Annotated in this window: 17 protein-coding genes and 3 pseudogenes; 8 read left to right on the top strand and 12 right to left on the bottom strand. The window is 65.3% G+C overall.

Features of this window, described 5'->3' with window-relative positions:
* Positions 1-74: 74 nt before the first annotated feature.
* A pseudogene (locus A9W99_RS09875) lies at positions 75-1,088 on the top strand (hypothetical protein); the annotation flags it as partial.
* Between the two features lie 54 nt (positions 1,089-1,142).
* On the opposite strand, the gene A9W99_RS09870 reads toward A9W99_RS09875, so the two are convergent.
* Both A9W99_RS09870 and A9W99_RS09865 read right to left on the bottom strand, forming a co-directional pair.
* The gene (locus tag A9W99_RS09870; RefSeq protein WP_067235884.1) at positions 1,143-1,289 is read right to left on the bottom strand and encodes a DUF1059 domain-containing protein; all 147 of its coding nucleotides are present in this window, start codon (positions 1,287-1,289) and stop codon (positions 1,143-1,145) included.
* A gap of 22 nt (positions 1,290-1,311) precedes the next feature.
* A complete protein-coding gene (locus A9W99_RS09865) occupies positions 1,312-1,977 on the bottom strand; it encodes an HhH-GPD-type base excision DNA repair protein (RefSeq protein ID WP_067376290.1) in 666 nt (221 codons plus the stop codon).
* A 124-nt stretch (positions 1,978-2,101) separates the two neighbouring features.
* Between A9W99_RS09865 and A9W99_RS09860 the strand changes: the two genes are divergently transcribed.
* Positions 2,102-3,154 carry a class I SAM-dependent methyltransferase gene (locus tag A9W99_RS09860; protein WP_067376289.1) on the top strand — a complete coding sequence of 351 codons (1,053 nt, stop codon included), beginning with the start codon at positions 2,102-2,104 and terminating at the stop codon, positions 3,152-3,154.
* A gap of 108 nt (positions 3,155-3,262) precedes the next feature.
* Here A9W99_RS09860 and A9W99_RS26010 read toward each other — a convergent pair.
* The 3 genes and pseudogenes from A9W99_RS26010 to A9W99_RS09850 form a co-directional block, all read right to left on the bottom strand.
* A pseudogene (locus A9W99_RS26010) lies at positions 3,263-3,436 on the bottom strand (Fe-S cluster assembly protein HesB); the annotation flags it as partial.
* Positions 3,437-3,768: 332 nt separating this feature from the next.
* Positions 3,769-3,852, bottom strand: a pseudogene (locus tag A9W99_RS26510) (Fe-S cluster assembly protein HesB); the annotation flags it as partial.
* A gap of 114 nt (positions 3,853-3,966) precedes the next feature.
* Positions 3,967-4,821 (bottom strand): SMP-30/gluconolactonase/LRE family protein, encoded by an 855-nt coding sequence (locus A9W99_RS09850; protein WP_253869714.1) that lies wholly within the window; start codon positions 4,819-4,821, stop codon positions 3,967-3,969.
* A 163-nt stretch (positions 4,822-4,984) separates the two neighbouring features.
* Between A9W99_RS09850 and A9W99_RS09845 the strand changes: the two genes are divergently transcribed.
* Positions 4,985-6,190 (top strand): cytochrome P450, encoded by a 1,206-nt coding sequence (locus A9W99_RS09845; RefSeq protein WP_067376285.1) that lies wholly within the window; start codon positions 4,985-4,987, stop codon positions 6,188-6,190.
* A gap of 53 nt (positions 6,191-6,243) precedes the next feature.
* On the opposite strand, the gene A9W99_RS26505 is transcribed toward A9W99_RS09845, so the two are convergent.
* Positions 6,244-6,417 (bottom strand): DUF5302 domain-containing protein, encoded by a 174-nt coding sequence (locus A9W99_RS26505; RefSeq protein WP_156623036.1) that lies wholly within the window; start codon positions 6,415-6,417, stop codon positions 6,244-6,246.
* Positions 6,418-6,439: 22 nt separating this feature from the next.
* On the bottom strand, positions 6,440-6,883 hold the full coding sequence (locus A9W99_RS09840; protein ID WP_067376284.1) for a PPOX class F420-dependent oxidoreductase: 444 nt from the start codon (positions 6,881-6,883) through the stop codon (positions 6,440-6,442).
* Positions 6,884-6,939: 56 nt separating this feature from the next.
* On the opposite strand from A9W99_RS09840, the gene A9W99_RS09835 reads away from it, so the two are divergent.
* On the top strand, positions 6,940-7,455 hold the full coding sequence (locus tag A9W99_RS09835) for a DUF1697 domain-containing protein (RefSeq protein ID WP_067376281.1): 516 nt from the start codon (positions 6,940-6,942) through the stop codon (positions 7,453-7,455).
* On the top strand, positions 7,452-8,285 hold the full coding sequence (locus tag A9W99_RS09830; protein ID WP_067376280.1) for a class I SAM-dependent methyltransferase: 834 nt from the start codon (positions 7,452-7,454) through the stop codon (positions 8,283-8,285). The genes A9W99_RS09835 and A9W99_RS09830 overlap by 4 nt, the downstream gene beginning before the upstream one ends.
* A gap of 8 nt (positions 8,286-8,293) precedes the next feature.
* Here A9W99_RS09830 and A9W99_RS09825 read toward each other — a convergent pair whose 3' ends face one another.
* Entirely contained in the window at positions 8,294-8,659 is a 366-nt protein-coding gene (locus A9W99_RS09825) for a GntR family transcriptional regulator (protein ID WP_067376278.1), read from the bottom strand.
* 38 nt (positions 8,660-8,697) lie between these two features.
* On the opposite strand from A9W99_RS09825, the gene A9W99_RS09820 reads away from it, so the two are divergent.
* Entirely contained in the window at positions 8,698-9,411 is a 714-nt protein-coding gene (locus A9W99_RS09820) for an NAD-dependent deacylase (RefSeq protein WP_067376276.1), read from the top strand.
* A 127-nt stretch (positions 9,412-9,538) separates the two neighbouring features.
* Positions 9,539-10,390: a hypothetical protein gene (locus tag A9W99_RS09815; RefSeq protein WP_067376274.1), complete on the top strand. Its 852-nt coding sequence runs from the start codon at positions 9,539-9,541 to the stop codon at positions 10,388-10,390.
* 86 nt (positions 10,391-10,476) lie between these two features.
* On the opposite strand, the gene A9W99_RS09810 is transcribed toward A9W99_RS09815, so the two are convergent.
* On the bottom strand, positions 10,477-11,118 hold the full coding sequence (locus A9W99_RS09810) for a bifunctional 2-polyprenyl-6-hydroxyphenol methylase/3-demethylubiquinol 3-O-methyltransferase UbiG (protein WP_067376270.1): 642 nt from the start codon (positions 11,116-11,118) through the stop codon (positions 10,477-10,479).
* A gap of 56 nt (positions 11,119-11,174) precedes the next feature.
* A complete protein-coding gene (locus A9W99_RS09805) occupies positions 11,175-13,505 on the bottom strand; it encodes an MMPL family transporter (RefSeq protein WP_067376263.1) in 2,331 nt (776 codons plus the stop codon).
* Between the two features lie 247 nt (positions 13,506-13,752).
* On the opposite strand from A9W99_RS09805, the gene A9W99_RS27540 reads away from it, so the two are divergent.
* On the top strand, positions 13,753-13,884 hold the full coding sequence (locus A9W99_RS27540; RefSeq protein ID WP_156623035.1) for a hypothetical protein: 132 nt from the start codon (positions 13,753-13,755) through the stop codon (positions 13,882-13,884).
* Between the two features lie 202 nt (positions 13,885-14,086).
* Here A9W99_RS27540 and A9W99_RS09800 read toward each other — a convergent pair whose 3' ends face one another.
* On the bottom strand, positions 14,087-14,839 hold the full coding sequence (locus tag A9W99_RS09800; RefSeq protein WP_067376260.1) for a 3-hydroxyacyl-CoA dehydrogenase: 753 nt from the start codon (positions 14,837-14,839) through the stop codon (positions 14,087-14,089).
* Between the two features lie 56 nt (positions 14,840-14,895).
* Complete coding sequence (locus A9W99_RS09795) at positions 14,896-15,993, bottom strand: CaiB/BaiF CoA-transferase family protein (protein WP_067376254.1); 1,098 nt, start codon at positions 15,991-15,993, stop codon at positions 14,896-14,898.
* Between the last annotated feature and the right edge of the window lie 39 nt (positions 15,994-16,032).

Here is a 16,032-nt window from a genome sequence, read left to right as displayed (position 1 = left end):
GGGGGGGGGGGGGCCGGCGTCGGGGGGGGGGGGGGGGGGGGGGGGGGGGGGGGGGGGGGGGGGGGGCCGGGGCCCCCCCCCCCCCCCCCCCCCCCCCGGCGCCGCCGCCGAACCCTGCCGAACAGCTACCGGGCCTGCCGGCCCTATCGCAGTTGAGTCCGATTATTCAGCAGGCGGCCAGCAACCCGGGGCAGGCGACGCAGCTGCTCATGGCTGCCGCGCAGGCGTTCACCCACAACCCGGCCGCGCCCACCGAATCCAAGAACGTGGCTGCGTCGGTGAATCAGTTTGTGCAGCAACCGAATACCGGTCCGGCACCTGCCGTCGGGGCGCAGCCTGACGCCACGCACCTGCCTCCGGTGGGTGTAGTGCCTGGCACGCTGTCCCACTTGCCGACGGGCGTCGACCCGAACCACGCGGCCGGTCCCGCGCCAGCCGCGGCGCCGGCGCCCGCGCCTCCAGCCGGACAGGCTCCTGCTGCGGCACCGGCACCTGGAACCGTGGTGCCCGCCGCGACACCGCCAACCGCCCCGGCCCCGGCCGCCGCGCCGGCACCGGCCCCGTCACCGGCTGCACCTGCACCGGCCGCCGCGCCACCGGCTGCCCCTGCACCGGCCACCGCGCCACCGGCTGCCGCGCCACCGGCCGCCCCCTCAGCGTCGCCGGGTTTCGGTCCAGACGCGCCGCCGACGCAGGATTTCATGTACCCGTCAATTGGCACCAATTGCCTTGGGGATGGTACGAATTCGATAGCAACCGCGCTGTCGGTCGCGGGTCCGGCCAAGATTCCGACGCCCGGCCCCGGCCCCGGCCAGACCGCCTACGTGTTCACCGCTGTCGGCACACCTGGGCCGGCCGAGGAGCAAAAGCTGCCATTGAACGTCACATGGGTGAACCTGACGACCGGCAAGTCCGGCAGCGCGACACTGAAGCCGCGCTCAGACATCAACCCGGACGGGCCGACGACGTTGAGCGTGATCGCCGATACCGGTTCCGGCAGCATCATGTCGACGATCTTCGGGCAGGTCACCACCAAGGAAAGGCAGTGCCAGTTCATGCCCACGATTGGGTCGACGGTGGTCCCGTAACGACCGTCCCCCGCCGCGAGCGGCCGGGTTCAACCGGGGCGCTCGCGGCGCGTATCAGTAGGCCATGAACAGAATTGCGTCGCGGTCGTACTCCAGACCCGGGTGAACCTCAGCCAGGTGGGCCTGCGTCTTCTCGACCAGGTCGTCCTCGTCCTTGCCGACCAGCGCTTCTCCGCACGGGCACGTCAGGTGCGTCTTCACGTTGCCGCCTTCCCTTGACTTTCTACTTCGCCGCCTTCGCCGCGGCCTTCATCTGCTTTTTGTGCGATCGCACTTTTCCGAGCGATTGGGCATCGACGATATCGGCGACGGAGATGTGAGTGCCGGGCTTGCCGAACTCCCCGGCGGCCGCTTGCCAACCCTTCGGCGTCACTCCGTACTGCTTGCCGAGCAGCGCCAGGAAGATCTGCGCCTTCTGCTCACCGAAACCGGGCAATCCCCTGAGCCGTTGCAGCAGCTCCTTGCCGTCGGGTTCACCGTTGCGCCACAATGCGGCCGCGTCGCCGTCGTAACGGTCCACGATGATCTGCGCGAGGGCCTGGATGCGCTTAGCCATAGATCCCGGAAAGCGGTGTATCGCAGGTCGTTCCGAGCACAGCGCGGCGAACTTGTCCGGGTCGTAGTCCGCGATCTCGGCCGCGTCGAAGCTTCCTATCCGATCGGCTATCTTCTTCGGTCCTGCGAAGGCAATTTCCATTGGCACCTGCTGGTCGTCGCAAATACGTTGGAAACTATCAGCCGCCATGCGGTCAGCGATCTTCTTCGGTCCACGGAAAGCTACTTCGAGTGGAATCTGCTGATCCAAGACCATTCCGATGAGCAATGCCAAAGGATTTTCGTCCAGCAGGGCGTCAGCTGCCGGATCACCGGCTAGTTGCAGGTTCGGCACGTGGCCAGTCTAGGACTGCGGACGCGCGAGTTTGAGCGGACATGAGGAGCCGATCGACGCCATCGTGCTGACAAGGCCGTGCCGAGGAGCCTAGCGTTGGCCACGGTGAGCAAAGGAGCTTGCGATGACCGTTACCGAAGACAAACTCAATGCATTTCTTGGCAAGGCGGTCGGCGATCTCGGCGCGTCGGTGAGCGCGGTGCTGATGTTGATCGGCGACGAGCTCGGCTTATATACGGCGCTCGCCGGACATCGCTTGTCGGCCGAGGAGCTGGCGCAAAAGACCGGGACGAACGCGCGTTACATTCGCGAGTGGCTGGCAAATCAGGCCGCAGGCGGCTATGTCGAATACGACGAAGCCAGCGAGACCTACTACTTGAATGAGGAACAGGAGCTGTGCCTCGCCAACGCGAACGGTCCCGTCGACCTGGTTGGCGCGTACCAGATCGTCCAAGACCTGTTTTACGTGCGTGAGCGCGCGGTGGAGAATTTTCGCAGCGGCAAGGGCATGGAATGGGGCGAACATGACCGGTGCCTGTTCTACGGCACCGAACGGTTCTTCCGGGGCGGCTACAACGCAAATTTGGTCTCGTCGTGGCTGCCCGCGCTCGACGGCGTTGTTGAGAAGTTAACCGCCGGCGGCCGGGGGGCCGACGTCGGCTGCGGACACGGCGCAAGCACAATACTTATGGCGCAGGCATTTCCGAATTCGCAGTTCGTCGGCATCGACTATCACGGCGCGTCGATCGAAACCGCGCGCGAGCGGGCCGCGAAAGCAGGTGTCGACAACGCGAGTTTCGAGCTGGCCGATGCCACGTCCTACCGCGGCGATGACTATGACCTCATCGGGTTCTTCGACTGCTTGCACGATATGGCCGACCCGTCCGGCGCTGCTCGGCATGCGAGAGCCGCACTGAAACCCGATGGCCATTGCCTGCTCGTCGAGCCTTTCGCGGGCGACAGCGTCTTGGAGAACTTGAATCCGGTGGGCCGGCTGTACTACGGCGCATCGTCGCTGATTTGTGTTCCGGTGTCGCTGGCGCGGCATGGACCGGCTCTCGGCGCACAAGCGGGAGAGCAGCGGTTGCGGAGGGTAATGGTCGAAGACGGTGGCTTCACCCGTTTCCGGAGAGCAACACAGACACCGTTCAACCTGATATTCGAGGCGCGGCCGTAACGGCTGTCAGGACATCGCTGTTGAAATCCTCGTCGCAGTAATGCTCCTCGAGGCCGGAAACGTCTGGTTCCGATAGATGAACATCCGCATGGACTTCTGCTGGCCGTGGGCAACACGATTACTACTAGCCGCAGCCATGCGGTCGGCAAGTTTCTTCGGGCCTGCGAAGGCCACTTCGAGGGGGATCTGTTGATCGAGGCACATGCCGATCAATAGGGCCATCGGGCTTGCCGAGAGGAGTTCGTCGGCCTCCGGATCTTGCGCCAGGCAGAGCTTCGGAATCATGAATGGAGCCTACGGGCCGCCCCAACCAGGCGCGTATACCTAGTGCTCATTCAACGCCGACGCTTACTGTTCGGCAGTCCGCCAGAAACGACGGTGGCGGCTGAGGGTCTGTCTTTTGTGCCACGTTTTTTGCCTGGACACTTGCGATGCTCGCCACTAGCGATCGTCCGATAGTGCACCAGGAGGAAACCGTCCTCGCCCACCTCCACCGCCGCGAAGCACTTAGGGCAGTACCGCTTGTTACTCATACAGGAATGCTATTGCGCTCGGGTGTGCTGCGCTCAGCTGCGCCCGCGCCTCTGCCCGGGCCCGGTGTTCTACATCCCGCCACGCTGGTCGAGCAACATACCGACCAGCAACGCGAAGGGGTTGTCGTCCAGCAGCGCGTCGGCGGCGGGATCTTGGACAAGTGCAGTTTCGGCACTCGGTCAGTCTAGGACTGCGCGCGGTGAGCTAGCTACGGGCAGAGGAACCTCTGCGACCGGAGGGTGCACGCCTCTGGCGCCCAATCTGACGGAGCCACGATCTCAGGGCGATCCCGCACCCGGCACCTCGACCTGCGCCTGCATGATCCACCCCGTGGACTCGCCCATGACGAGGCCTTCGGGGGTAGTCTCGTCGACCACCATGTACAGCGTGCGCCCGTCGGGTCCGCCGAGGGCAGGTGCGATAGCCCATCCACGGTTGATCGTGACGCGGTGCGTGACAGTGCCGCCCGCGAGGACCCTGAGGAATTCACCGGTGTCGTAGCAGCCGACCCACACCCCACCTTCTACGTCGACGCAGAGGCCGTCGGGATGCCGATGTTTGCCGAGATCGGCGAACACGCTTGGGGCGCCGAGGCTTCCATCAGCTTGGGTCGGAAACGCGAGAATCCGCGACCCGTTCGTCTCGCTGACGACGAGAGTCGGCCCGTCCGGAAGGAAGGCAAGGCTATTCGGGACCGCGAGGCCGGTTGCCACGATCCGCACGGCCCCGCCAGGTTCGACGAGGCCGATTGCGCCTTCCATGCCCGTCGCGCTCGCCTTGCCTCCGTAGAGGTCGACGTAGCCATGACCCTCAGGGGCGATGCACAGGTCGTTGGTAGACCACGCAAGGTCGCTGAGGTCATACGTCGCTGCCACCTGCCCGTGTGCGTTCACGTGGTGGATCTTGGGCTCGAGGAGGGCGGACACCACAAGCGTCCCGTCCGGCAGCCAGCCCAACCCCGAGGCGTGCTCGACCTCCGCCTCCACCGCGACGACGCCATTTCCGTCCACCGAGCACACCCGACCAGCCGGTCCGTCGCTGAACCAGAGCCGGTCGTTGTGCCACCGGGGTCCTTCACCGTAGACGATGCCGTCGATAAATGGCATCGGCTCAATAGCTACGACCGCGGCCACGCCTCACATGGTCGCCGAACGCGAGCCAATGTGCGAGAGTTTTCGGGATGTTCGGCGCTACGGCCCGAAACTCTTCAGCAGGTGCTGTCGCCGTCGCGTGAACCGCCCGCAAACGTGTGCCGCTCTCGCTATTCTGCTCATGCTGACAGAGAGGCAGAGACCCATGACGGTTGGTGCCGCAAGCGAGGTTCACTACAACCCTTACGACGTCGAGCTCAACGCCGATCCGTATCCGATGCTTCGACGGCTGCGCGACGAGGCACCGCTGTACTACGACGCTGAGCACGACTTTTATGCGGTCAGCCGGTTCAGTGACGTCAGCAAGGCCCTGGTCGACCACGAGACATTTAGCTCTGGGCGCGGAGCGATACTCGAGTGGATCAAGGCCGGAATGAAGGTGCCGTCGGGCATAGTGTCGTTCGAGGACCCGCCGATCCACGACATTCACCGCAAGCTACTGGCCCGGATGTTCACGCCGCGTAAGATCAACCAGCTAGCCGAGAAGATACGTCAATTCTGTTGGCGCAGTTTGGATCCCCTCGTTGGAACCGGACGGTTCGACTTCGTCGGCGATCTCGGATCGCAGATGCCGATGCGAGTGATCGGCATGCTGCTCGGCATTCCCGACGATGACCTGGAAACCGTCCGGGATCGGTCGAACACGAACCTGCGGACCGAGGCGGGCAAGCCCCTCAAACTCAGTTCAAAAAACATTCAGAGCTTGGGCGACAGTTACGCCGCTTACATCGACTGGCGTGCCGAGCATCCGTCGGACGACATCATGACCGAGTTGCTCAATGTCGAGTTTGAAGACGAGACGGGCACCACTCGTCGTCTGCGTCGCGACGAACTGCTGCTTTATGTCAACGTCGTGGCCCAAGCGGGAAACGAGACGACGACACGGCTCATCGGTTGGGCGGGCAAAGTGCTCGCGGAGCATCCCGACCAGAGACGCGAACTAGCCGAGAACCCCGCACTGATCCCGCAAGCAGTCGAGGAATTAGTGCGGTTCGAACCTCCTGCTCCCCATACCGCACGATATGTCGAGCGCTCCGTCGACTACTACGGTCAGACAGTTCCCGAGGGAAGCGTCATGATGATGCTCGTCGCCGCAGCATGCCGGGATCACCGTCAATACCCGCCAGACGGCGATGTTTTCGACATCCACCGCGAGCCGCGCCAACATCTCGGCTTCGGAGTCGGCATCCACTACTGCCTCGGCGCGGCACTTGCACGTCTTCAGGGATGTATTGCGCTCGAAGAGATCCTCAAGCGATTTCCCGAGTGGGACGTGGATTTCGAGAACGCCCGCATGTCGTCGTCCTCCACAACTCGGGGCTGGGACGCCATGCCGGTATTGATTCCCTGAGTTGGCAGCCGTCGGCGAGGTCCGATCAGCTTCCCTGGCAATAGTTTTGGCGTCTAGCCGCTCTTGCGGCGGAACTCCCGGCGGCTCTCCACCGGACCGTGCGCCCGCGACTGTTTGCCGCCGCCGTCCTTATGATCCGATCCGCCCGCGGACTTCGCCGTCTTGCGCTCGAGGGCTTCACGAAACTTGCGCTTGGTCTCGTCCTCCGGGGGCTTCGATTCAGGCATACCGGCAGCCTAGCGTCGCGGACTAGCGCACGCCCGGCGGAAGGCCGTATACGTGCGAGATCGGCAGGGTCAACAGCACCCGCCGGTCGGTGACCATCGCCTGCCGATATTCATCCCAGTCCGGATGCTCACCGGCGATGTTGCGATACAACGCAATCAGCGCCTCGACGGTGCCGTCGTCCGGGGCTGCGGCCGGCGGCGTCAGTTCCGCCGTGCCCTCGGCGACGGCATAGGACCACCCGTCGTCGGCGTCGACCAACAGCGAGGCGCGCGGATCACGGCGCAGGTTGCGGGTCTTGGCGCGCGGCTCGGTGATCGACACCTGCACCGCTACCCTGCGCGGGTCGAAGTGGTATTGCACGTTCGAGAGCTGGGGACGACCGTCGCGCTTGATGGTGGCCAGCACCCCGAGGGAATTCCCACTGATCACGGCCAGCAGCTTGTCGTCGAAGACTTGGCGTCCCATGCCGAAAGCCTACGTCGCCGTTGCGCCATTCTCGGCAGCCCTGATGGAATCGGAACATGACCACGTATGCGGCGTTCCTGCGCGGCGTCAACGTCGGAGGCGTCAACCTCAAGATGGCCGAGGTGAAGGCCGCCCTGACCGACGCCGGATTCTCCGACGTGCGCACCATCCTGGCCACCGGCAACGTGTTGCTGAAGTCCTCCGCCCGTGTCGCGACGGTTCGCAAGAAGGCCGAGGCCGCGTTGCGTGAGAGGTTCGGCTACGACGCGTGGGTGCTGGCCTACGACATCGATACCGTGCGCGCCATCGACAAGGCCTACCCTTTCGAGCGCGACCGCGACGGGTATCAGTCCTACGTCACGTTCGTCACCGACGCGAAAATCCTCGACGAACTCGCCGAACTGGAAGCCGGGCCGAAGGAGAAGATCAGCCGCGGCGAAGGCGTCATCTACTGGCAGGTCCCTAAAGGCAGCACCCTGGACAGCACGATCGGCAAGACGATGGGCAAGCCGCGCTACAAGTCGTCGACGACGACCCGCAATCTGCGCACGCTGGCCAAGGTGCTGCAATGAGCAGCCCAGAACCCGCGAAACAAGAGGTCAGCCTCGACGGCGTGTCCGAGACCGCGCTGTTGACGCTGAACGCCCGTGCCGCCGAAGCCCGCCGGCGCAATCCGATCATCGACGATCCGATGGCAGTGGCCCTGGTGGACTCGATTCACTTCGACTTCGCCAAGTTCGGGCCCACCCGTCAGGACATTGCCTTGCGCGCGCGAGCTTTCGACGACCAAGCCCTCGCCTATCTGGAAGAGCACCCATCGGCCACCGTGGTGGCGCTCGCCGAAGGTCTGCAGACCAGCTTCTGGCGGTTGGAGGCAGCGCTTCCTGATGGCCAATTCCGTTGGCTGACAGTTGATTTGCCGCCGATCATCGATATCAGGGCGCGACTGCTCCCGTCGTCACCGCGGATCGCGGTCCGCGCCCAGTCCGCGCTGGACTACAGCTGGATGAACTCCGTCGACCCGGCTGATGGAGTGTTCATCACCGCCGAAGGACTGCTGATGTATCTGCAGCCCGAGCAGGCACTGGAGCTGATCGGCCAGTGCGCCAAGAGGTTTCCCGGTGGCCGGCTGCTCTTCGACCTGCCGCCACCCTTCATCAGCATGTGGAGCCGCTTGGGGATCCGAACCTCGCTGCGCTACCGGATCCCGGAGATGCCGTTCAACATGTCTGCTGCGCAGGCGGCCGAACTGGCTAACACTGTGCCGGGTGTGCGCACGGTCCGCGACCTGCGGCTCTCCCGGGGCCGCGGCGTGGTTTTCGGTACGGCGCTGGGGGCGATTTATCGCTTGCCCGGTCTCGGCGTGTTGCGCCCGTGCTTGACCCTGTTGGAGTTCGGTTGACGCGGGCCTCAGTCGTCGGGCACGTTCGCCAGGTAACGCATCGCGTCGGACTTGGTCAGCCCGAGCGCCTTGGCGACTTCGACGTATTCCTTGGCAGCAGCCGCCATGGCGGCATCGGTCGGGTCGAAGCGGGAGATGAAAGTGCCAAAGCGCCCGCGCGTTTCGACGATCGCCGCCGACTCCAGCTCGCGGTAGGCACGAGCCACTGTATTGGCTGCGACGCCTAGCTGCCCGGCGAGGTCGCGCACGGTCGGAAGCCGGGTGCCGGGCGGCAGCGCGCCCTCCCGGACTCCTTCGATGACCTGGGTCCTGAGTTGGTCGAAAAGCGGCTTGCCCGCCTTCACGTCCACCCGTAACAAATCCCGCAGTTCCACGTTGTCCAGTATCTACCAGGCACGGCTATGTTTGTGGGATGCGAGTAGCGGTGCTCAGCGGCGCGGGGATCTCCGCGGAAAGCGGGGTCCCGACATTTCGCGACGACAAGAACGGGTTGTGGGCCCGTTTCGACCCGTACGAGCTGTCCAGCACCCGAGGGTGGCGCAGCAATCCCGAGCGGGTCTGGGGATGGTATTTGTGGCGCCACTATCTGGTGGCGAAGGTCGAACCAAACGACGGGCACCGCGCCATTGCCGCCTGGCAGCAGCATGCCGACGTCAGCGTCATCACCCAGAATGTCGACGATCTGCATGAGCGCGCGGGCAGTGCGCCCGTACACCATCTGCACGGCAGTCTTTTCGAATTCTGTTGCGAGCGTTGTGGTTCGGCATACACCGAAACGCTTCCCGAGATGCTCGAACCGACCATCGAGGTGGAGCCGCCGGTGTGCCGCTGCGGCGGCCTGATTCGGCCCGACATCGTATGGTTCGGCGAGGCCTTACCGCAGGGACCGTGGCAAGCCGCAGTCGAGGCGACCGAGACCGCCGATGTGATGGTGGTCGTCGGGACGTCGGCGATCGTCTATCCGGCGGCCGGGCTGCCCGATCTGGCGCTGTCGCGCGGCACGGCCGTCATCGAGGTCAATCCGGAGCCCACGCCGTTGACGAGCAGCGCCACGATCAGCATTCGCGAGTCGGCGAGTCGGGCCTTGCCCGGGTTGCTGGAACGGCTGCCCGCGCTGCTGAAGTAGCTTTGCTTCGCCGAGTCTGCGGTGATGGCGCCGAGCCTGCACACAGATCGCGGTTCGTCCACAACATCGCGCCCTGATCGCAGTTTGGATCGGGGTTACGTCGGCCGGGTCGGCGAATCTGCCGACCATGACCAGAGACGAACCATTTATCGGCAGCGAGGCCGTAGCGAACGGAGCACTGCGCCGCCATCAGTTGCGATCTCGCTTCCGGGCAGTGTTTCCCGACGTCTACGTATCTCGCGATGCGCGATTGACCTTGCACCAGCGCGCGGTCGCCGCGTGGCTGTGGTCGCACCGCCAAGGTGTTATCGCCGGGCTCACCGCGTCCGACTGGCATGCCTCCAAATGGGTCGACGATCGCCTGCCCGTCGAATTGATCTGGTCGAACGCACGGCCGCCGCACGGTATCCGAACTCACGGCATGCGGCTACGGCCAGCCGAGTACGGCCTGGTCGCCGGATTGCCCGTGACCACTCCGCAACGGACCGCGTTCGACATCGGTCGCCGTGGGCCGATAGGAGCCGCGGTCGCCCACTTGGATGCGCTCGTTCGGGCCACCGGCATCAAGCTCGACGACGTCGTCGAAATCGCTGATCAACATCAAGGTGCACGCGGACTGCGGCAACTGGAGACGGCACTCGGGCTCGTCGACGCGGGTTCGCAGTCGCCGAAGGAGACCTGGTTGCGTCTGTTGCTCATCGAAGCGGGCCTGCCGCGGCCCACCACCCAGATACCGGTCATCACGCCGGCCATGGAGTATCACCTCGACATGGGGTGGGAGGAGCCGATGGTCGCCGCCGAGTATGACGGCGAACAGCATCGTCTCGATCCCTGGCAGTACAAGCAGGACCAGCGTCGCAGGGAGGCTATAGACCGGGCCGGCTGGATTGTCATCCGGGTGATCGCCGGGGATCGTCCGGCTGAGATCGTCGCGAGGGTCCGCGACGCGCTCGAATACCGCGCGGCGAGTCTGCGGTGATGGCGCCCACCCTGCGCCCAGCGTCAACGATTCCGGGAAACTGACGCCCTCAGCGCAGTCTCGGCAAAGGAGTCCGTACAGGCGGACTAAGCTCGCCGAGCGCGGCCCAAGGCTAATTCCGATACCGGCAGCGGCGCCCAAGCCGGCAATGTCCATTCCCGCCTGGAGCTGGCCAGCTCGAATCCGGCGTTCATGATCGCGCGCTCGGTATGACGATGGGTGTGGCAGTTGCCCATCAACCTCGGCCAGAACGTCGCGTCGACGAACTTCTGCATTCGCCCCCGTAAGCCCCCGCTGGCGACGTGTTCGAGGTACCGCAGTTCCCCGCCCGGCCGCAGAAAGGATTGCAGACGCCGCAACACCTTGTCGGGCTCGGTCACCGAGCACAGCACAAGCGAGCAGACGACCGCGTCGAACGGCTCCTCACCGCTGAACTCCTCCACTGTCTGGCCCAGCACGACGACCGGAACGGGCGCGCTCGCCACAGCCTGGTGAGCCCGGGCGGCCAGCCGCTGCTCGGGCTCGAGGGCGACGACCTTTGCCACGGACTGCGGATAGAAGGCGAAATTCGTCCCGACACCTGCACCGATCTCCAGCACCCGACCCGTCAGGCCGGCCAGATTCTCCCGTCGCAGGGCTCGCACCGCCTCGGTCTCATGGCTGGCGACGAAGGGCCAAATCCGGGCGAAGAACCGGTTGTCGACCTCCGACGCCGCAGTCGCCGTCATACCAAGGACTCCTTTGTTTCGGTGCACTCCGTGGAGGGGCCGTGCCCATCGACACCTTAACGAGTCGAAGAGGCGTGTAGGGGACGTCCGATATGTTGCGCCGGCACCGCGGCTTCCGGCTCTCGAGCAGGTCCGGCGTCACTGATGGCGAACCGCTCGTGTATCCACGCCAGTGGCCTGGGTGCCCACCAATTCCACCGTCCCATCACGTGCATGAACGCGGGGACCAGGACCATCCGGACCAGCGTGGCATCCGCGAAGACGGCAAGCGTCAAGCCCAGACCGAACATTCGCATGAACGACACATGAGCCGCGATCAGCGCCGCAAACGACATCGACATCACCAGAGCGGCCGCGGTTATCACGCGACCGGTACGGGCCACGCCCAGCGCCACACTTTCGTCGTTGGCGGCGTGAGCGTCGGCGGGGCTCGGCGTGGCCGGCCGGGCGGCACCGGAAGCCAGCCAGTACTCCCGGATCCTGGAGACCAGGAATACCTCGTAGTCCATGGACAACCCGAACGCGATGCAGAACAACAGCACGGGCATGTTGGCCACCAGCGTTCCGCTCGGCGTCGTGCCCATCGCGCCCAGATGGCCGTTTTGGAAGATCCACACCAGCGCGCCGAACGCCGCGGTCAGTGACAGCACATTGCATACCAGCGCCTTCGCCGGCAGCACCACACTGCCGGTGAGCAGGAACAGCAGTGCGAACGTGATCGCGGCCATCAGCCCCAGCACCGCCGGAAGTCGTTTCGTCACCGCATCGACGCTGTCCTTGTTGACCTGCGCGACGCCGGCCATCGCGACGGGCCGGCCACCGGGACCGGGCACGGCGTGAAAGCGTTCGAGCTGGGTGTCCGAAGCTTGCGAAAACTCCGCGGCCGTGCTGTTGACGGTCAGGAACGCGCTGCCGTCGACCAGGCCGCTGGCCCCGGCCGGAGGGCCCCTGCGCTGTCCGGCGACGAAAGTTCCCGTCGGGCCGGTCACGGAGGCCACGTCGGGGACGCGCGACAGGTCAGCGGCATAGCGGTCCAGCTCCGCCGGGCTCAGGTCGCGGACGTCGGAAACGACGATCGGCACTGTCGTGGTCGGATCGTGCGTGAAGTTGGTGCGCAGCTGATCACCGAGTCGGTGCGACGACGCCGAAACGGGCAGCACTCGGTCGTCCGGGAAACCCCATTTCACCGATAAGTACGGCAGTCCGAGCAGCAGTAGTACGGCGACGACGGCCAGACCGATCGGCAGTGAGCGGCGCATCACGTACTTGCTCGATCGATACCAGAACAGCTCGTCGACCGGCTTATGCGCCGGGCCGGGCCGGCCAAGCACCCGCCGCAGCAGCCGGCGCACGTCCAGTGCATCCAGCCGCGGCCCGAGGAGCACTATCGCCGCCGGGGTTATCACGATCGCGGCCGTGGCCACAAAAGCCACTGTCGCCACGCCGGCGTAGGCGAACGACTTGAGGAAGTACATCGGGAACAGCGCCGTCGCCGACATCGACAACGCAACCGTCGTAGCCGAGAACAGCACCGTGCGCCCGGCCGTCGCCATGGTCCGGACCAGCGCTTCGTCTCGGTCACTGCCTTCGGCCAACTCGTCGCGATAGCGACTGATGATCAGCAGCGTGTAGTCGATGGCCAGCGCCAGACCCAGCGCGGTACTCAGATTGAGCGCGAAGATCGAGACCTCGGTGGTAAAGGTGACGAGCCGCAACACCGACATCGAGCCCACGACGGCCAGCGCTCCCAGGGCCATCGGCAGCGCCGCCGCCAGCAGCCCTCCGAACACCCAGACCAGCACCAAAAAGCTCATCGGAAGCGCGATCATCTCCATGATCAGCAGGTCGGCCTGGTTCTGCGTGTTGATCTGGGCGTACTGCATCGCAGCCCCCCCGGCCAGCACGGTCACCCCGTCGCGATCGTGGACAAATTCGTCGGACAGCGTTTGGGCGTTCTTCTGAGCGTTGTTTTCGCCGCCCTTGATGTTGACCACGATCAAGCCCGACCTGCCGTCCTTGCTGACCAGGTCGGCGGCAGCCTCGGGTGGCGCAGACGCCGGCATGGTCCACGGCGAGGACACATTGAGGACCAGTGGCGACCGTTTCAGATTCCCGACGATGTCGATGCCCAGCCTTCGGGCCGGTTCGCTGTTAGCGCCCCCGGGCGCGGTCACCAGTATCAGCAGCTGCTGACCGCTCTGCCCGAACTTGTCGCCCAGCGTCCGGATGGCGCGCGCCGACTCGGAGTTCGGGTCCTGGAAGCCCCCGGGAGACAGGCTCTTGGCGACGGGGAGGCCGAATACGGCGGCGGCGATGAATACCAGGATCGCGATCGCGATGATGCGCCGTGGGACCGCGAGGGCGAGCAGTGCGATCCTCTGCAGCATGACGAGTTCCTTCCGCTGCGACGCTGGCCGCTGCGCTTAACTGAACAGGTGTCGAAAAGACGCCTGCTACAGGTACGAAAACGGGGACCCGATGGTTCACGAAGTTGCCGATATTGGCTGGGAATGCCGCTGGAGATCGCCTCCCGGCGCTGCTGGGCGGCGTCACCCTACCGAGCGGTAATAATTGCCACCATTTTCCGAATCGTGACTCAAAGATTCCTTAATAGCGACTCATACGCTCATGGTCATGTGGATCGACGAGACGAGTGCCGACGTCATCAAGGCTGACTTCGAGGCTCTCTACCACGGCGACATGCTGGTAGAAGGCGAGACTTCAGAGCAGGTTGACGACTGGCACCCGCTGCCTACAGCAAGCTGAGCACTCCGATGGGTATGTTCGCACGGCTGCTTATAGCCAACCCCCGAGTCCAGCATTGGTTCCGTCGATAGTTCGCTTGCCGAGCAGACGCAGAAGCCCTCGACACGCCAAGTTGTCGGGGGCTTTTGTTTTGCCTGCCGAGCAGACGCAAAATCGCCTGAAAACCCATGTTTTCAGGCGATTTTGCGTCTGCTCGCCGGAGTTACCGAGGTGCCATCCGGATGGCGCCGTCCAGACGGATGACCTCGCCGTTAAGCATCGGGTTCTCGATGATGTGCACGGCGAGGGCGCCGTACTCGTCCGGCTTCCCCAGCCGTGACGGGTGCGGCACCTGCTTGCCCAGCGATTCCCGGGCCGGCTCCGGCAGACCGGCCAGCAGCGGCGTGTCGAACAACCCGGGCGCGATCGTGACCACCCGGATGTTCTTGCTGGCGAGGTCGCGCGCTATCGGCAGGGTCATGCCGACGACGCCGCCCTTGGATGCGGAGTAGGCGGCCTGCCCGATCTGGCCGTCGAACGCCGCGACCGAGGCGGTGTTGACGATGACGCCGCGCTCTTCGCCGATGGGTTCGGTCTTGGCGATCCGCTCGGCGCCCAGCCGCAGCACGTTGAAGGTGCCGACCAGGTTGATGTCGACGATCTTGCGGAAGGCGTCCAGCGGGAAGACGCCGTCCTTGCTGAGTACCCGGATGGCGTTTCCGGTGCCCGCGCAGTTGACCACGATGCGCAGTTGGCCCATCGACTCCGCCGCGTCCAGGGCCGCGGCCACGCCGGCCTCGTCGGTGACGTCGGCCTGTGCGAAACGCGCACGTTCGCCGAGTTCGGCAACCGCCTCTTCGCCCCTGAGGTCCAGCACAACCACCTGCGCGCCCGCGTCCAGCAGACGCTTGGTGGTGGCCAGGCCCAGGCCTGACGCTCCTCCGGTGACGACGGCGACGGCGTCCCTGATCTCCATGCGAGTCCTTCTCCTAGTTCCTTGCCCGAGTCTGTCAACCTACTGGTTGGTCGGGACTATACCCAGTCGCGAAGTATCTCTTCGGCATCGGTCACCGGTGCCGCCGGCGGGCGCGGCATGCCTGGTGCGGTCCGCGAGAACCGCGGAGCCGGCATCGGCTGCAAGCCGCCGTCGGCCTCATAGAAGGTGTTCCGCTCGGTGACGTGCGGTTCGGTGTGTGCCTCCCCGAACGCCAGCACCGGCGTCACGCAGGCATCCGAATCGGCGAACACCTTGGCCCAGTGGTCGCGGTCGTGGCTGCCGAAGGCCTGCGTCAGCAAGGCGCGCAACTCGGGCCACCGGGTCACGTCGTTCTGGGCCGGCAGGCTGGCGGCGTCCAGCCCGAGTCCGGCGATCATGGCGGCGTAGAACTGCGGCTCGATGGCCCCGACGGCGACGTAGCGGCCGTCGGCGCACTCGTAGGTGTCGTAGTAGGGCGCGCCGCCGTCGAGCATGTTGGTGCCGCGGACGTCGTTCCACATGCCCGTCGCCCGCATTGCCCACATCATCTGGACCAGGACGCTGGAGCCATCGATCATGGCCGCGTCGATGACCTGCCCCTTGCCTGAGGTTTGCCGCTCCCACAGCGCGGAAAGGATGCCGACCAGCAGGAACATCGAGCCGCCACCGAAGTCGCCGACCAGGTTCAGCGGCGGCACCGGACGCTCGTTGACCCGGCCGATCGAATGCAGGATGCCGTTCAGCGAGATGTAGTTGATGTCGTGGCCGGCCTGTTGGCTGCGCGGGCCGGTCTGGCCCCAGCCGGTCATCCGGGCGTAGACCAGCCTGTCGTTGATCTTGGCGCAGTCCTCGGGGCCCAGGCCGAGCCGCTCGGTGACCCCGGGGCGGAAACCCTCGATCAGCACGTCGGCCTTGGCGACGAGCTTGCGGACCAGCTCCCGGCCCTCGTCGGACTTGAGGTCGGCGGTAACCACGCGGCGGTTGCGCAACATCGCGTCTTTGGCTGTGCCTCCGCCGCCACCCGCGGCAAAGCTCGAGGGGCGATCGATACGCACCACGTCGGCGCCGAGGTCACCGAGAATCATCGCGGCGTGCGGGCCCGGCCCGATCCCCGCCAATTCGACAACACGCAACCCGCTCAGAGGTCCCGCCATGGGTTTACCGACCTTTCGTCCGCTCCGACGTTGTTCGCA

The organism is Mycobacterium sp. 1164966.3, assembly GCF_001665395.1.
In the GTDB taxonomy this organism is placed as follows: domain Bacteria; phylum Actinomycetota; class Actinomycetes; order Mycobacteriales; family Mycobacteriaceae; genus Mycobacterium.
Note: the sequence above shows the minus strand (reverse complement) of the source record. Positions and strands in the feature narration are given on the sequence as shown.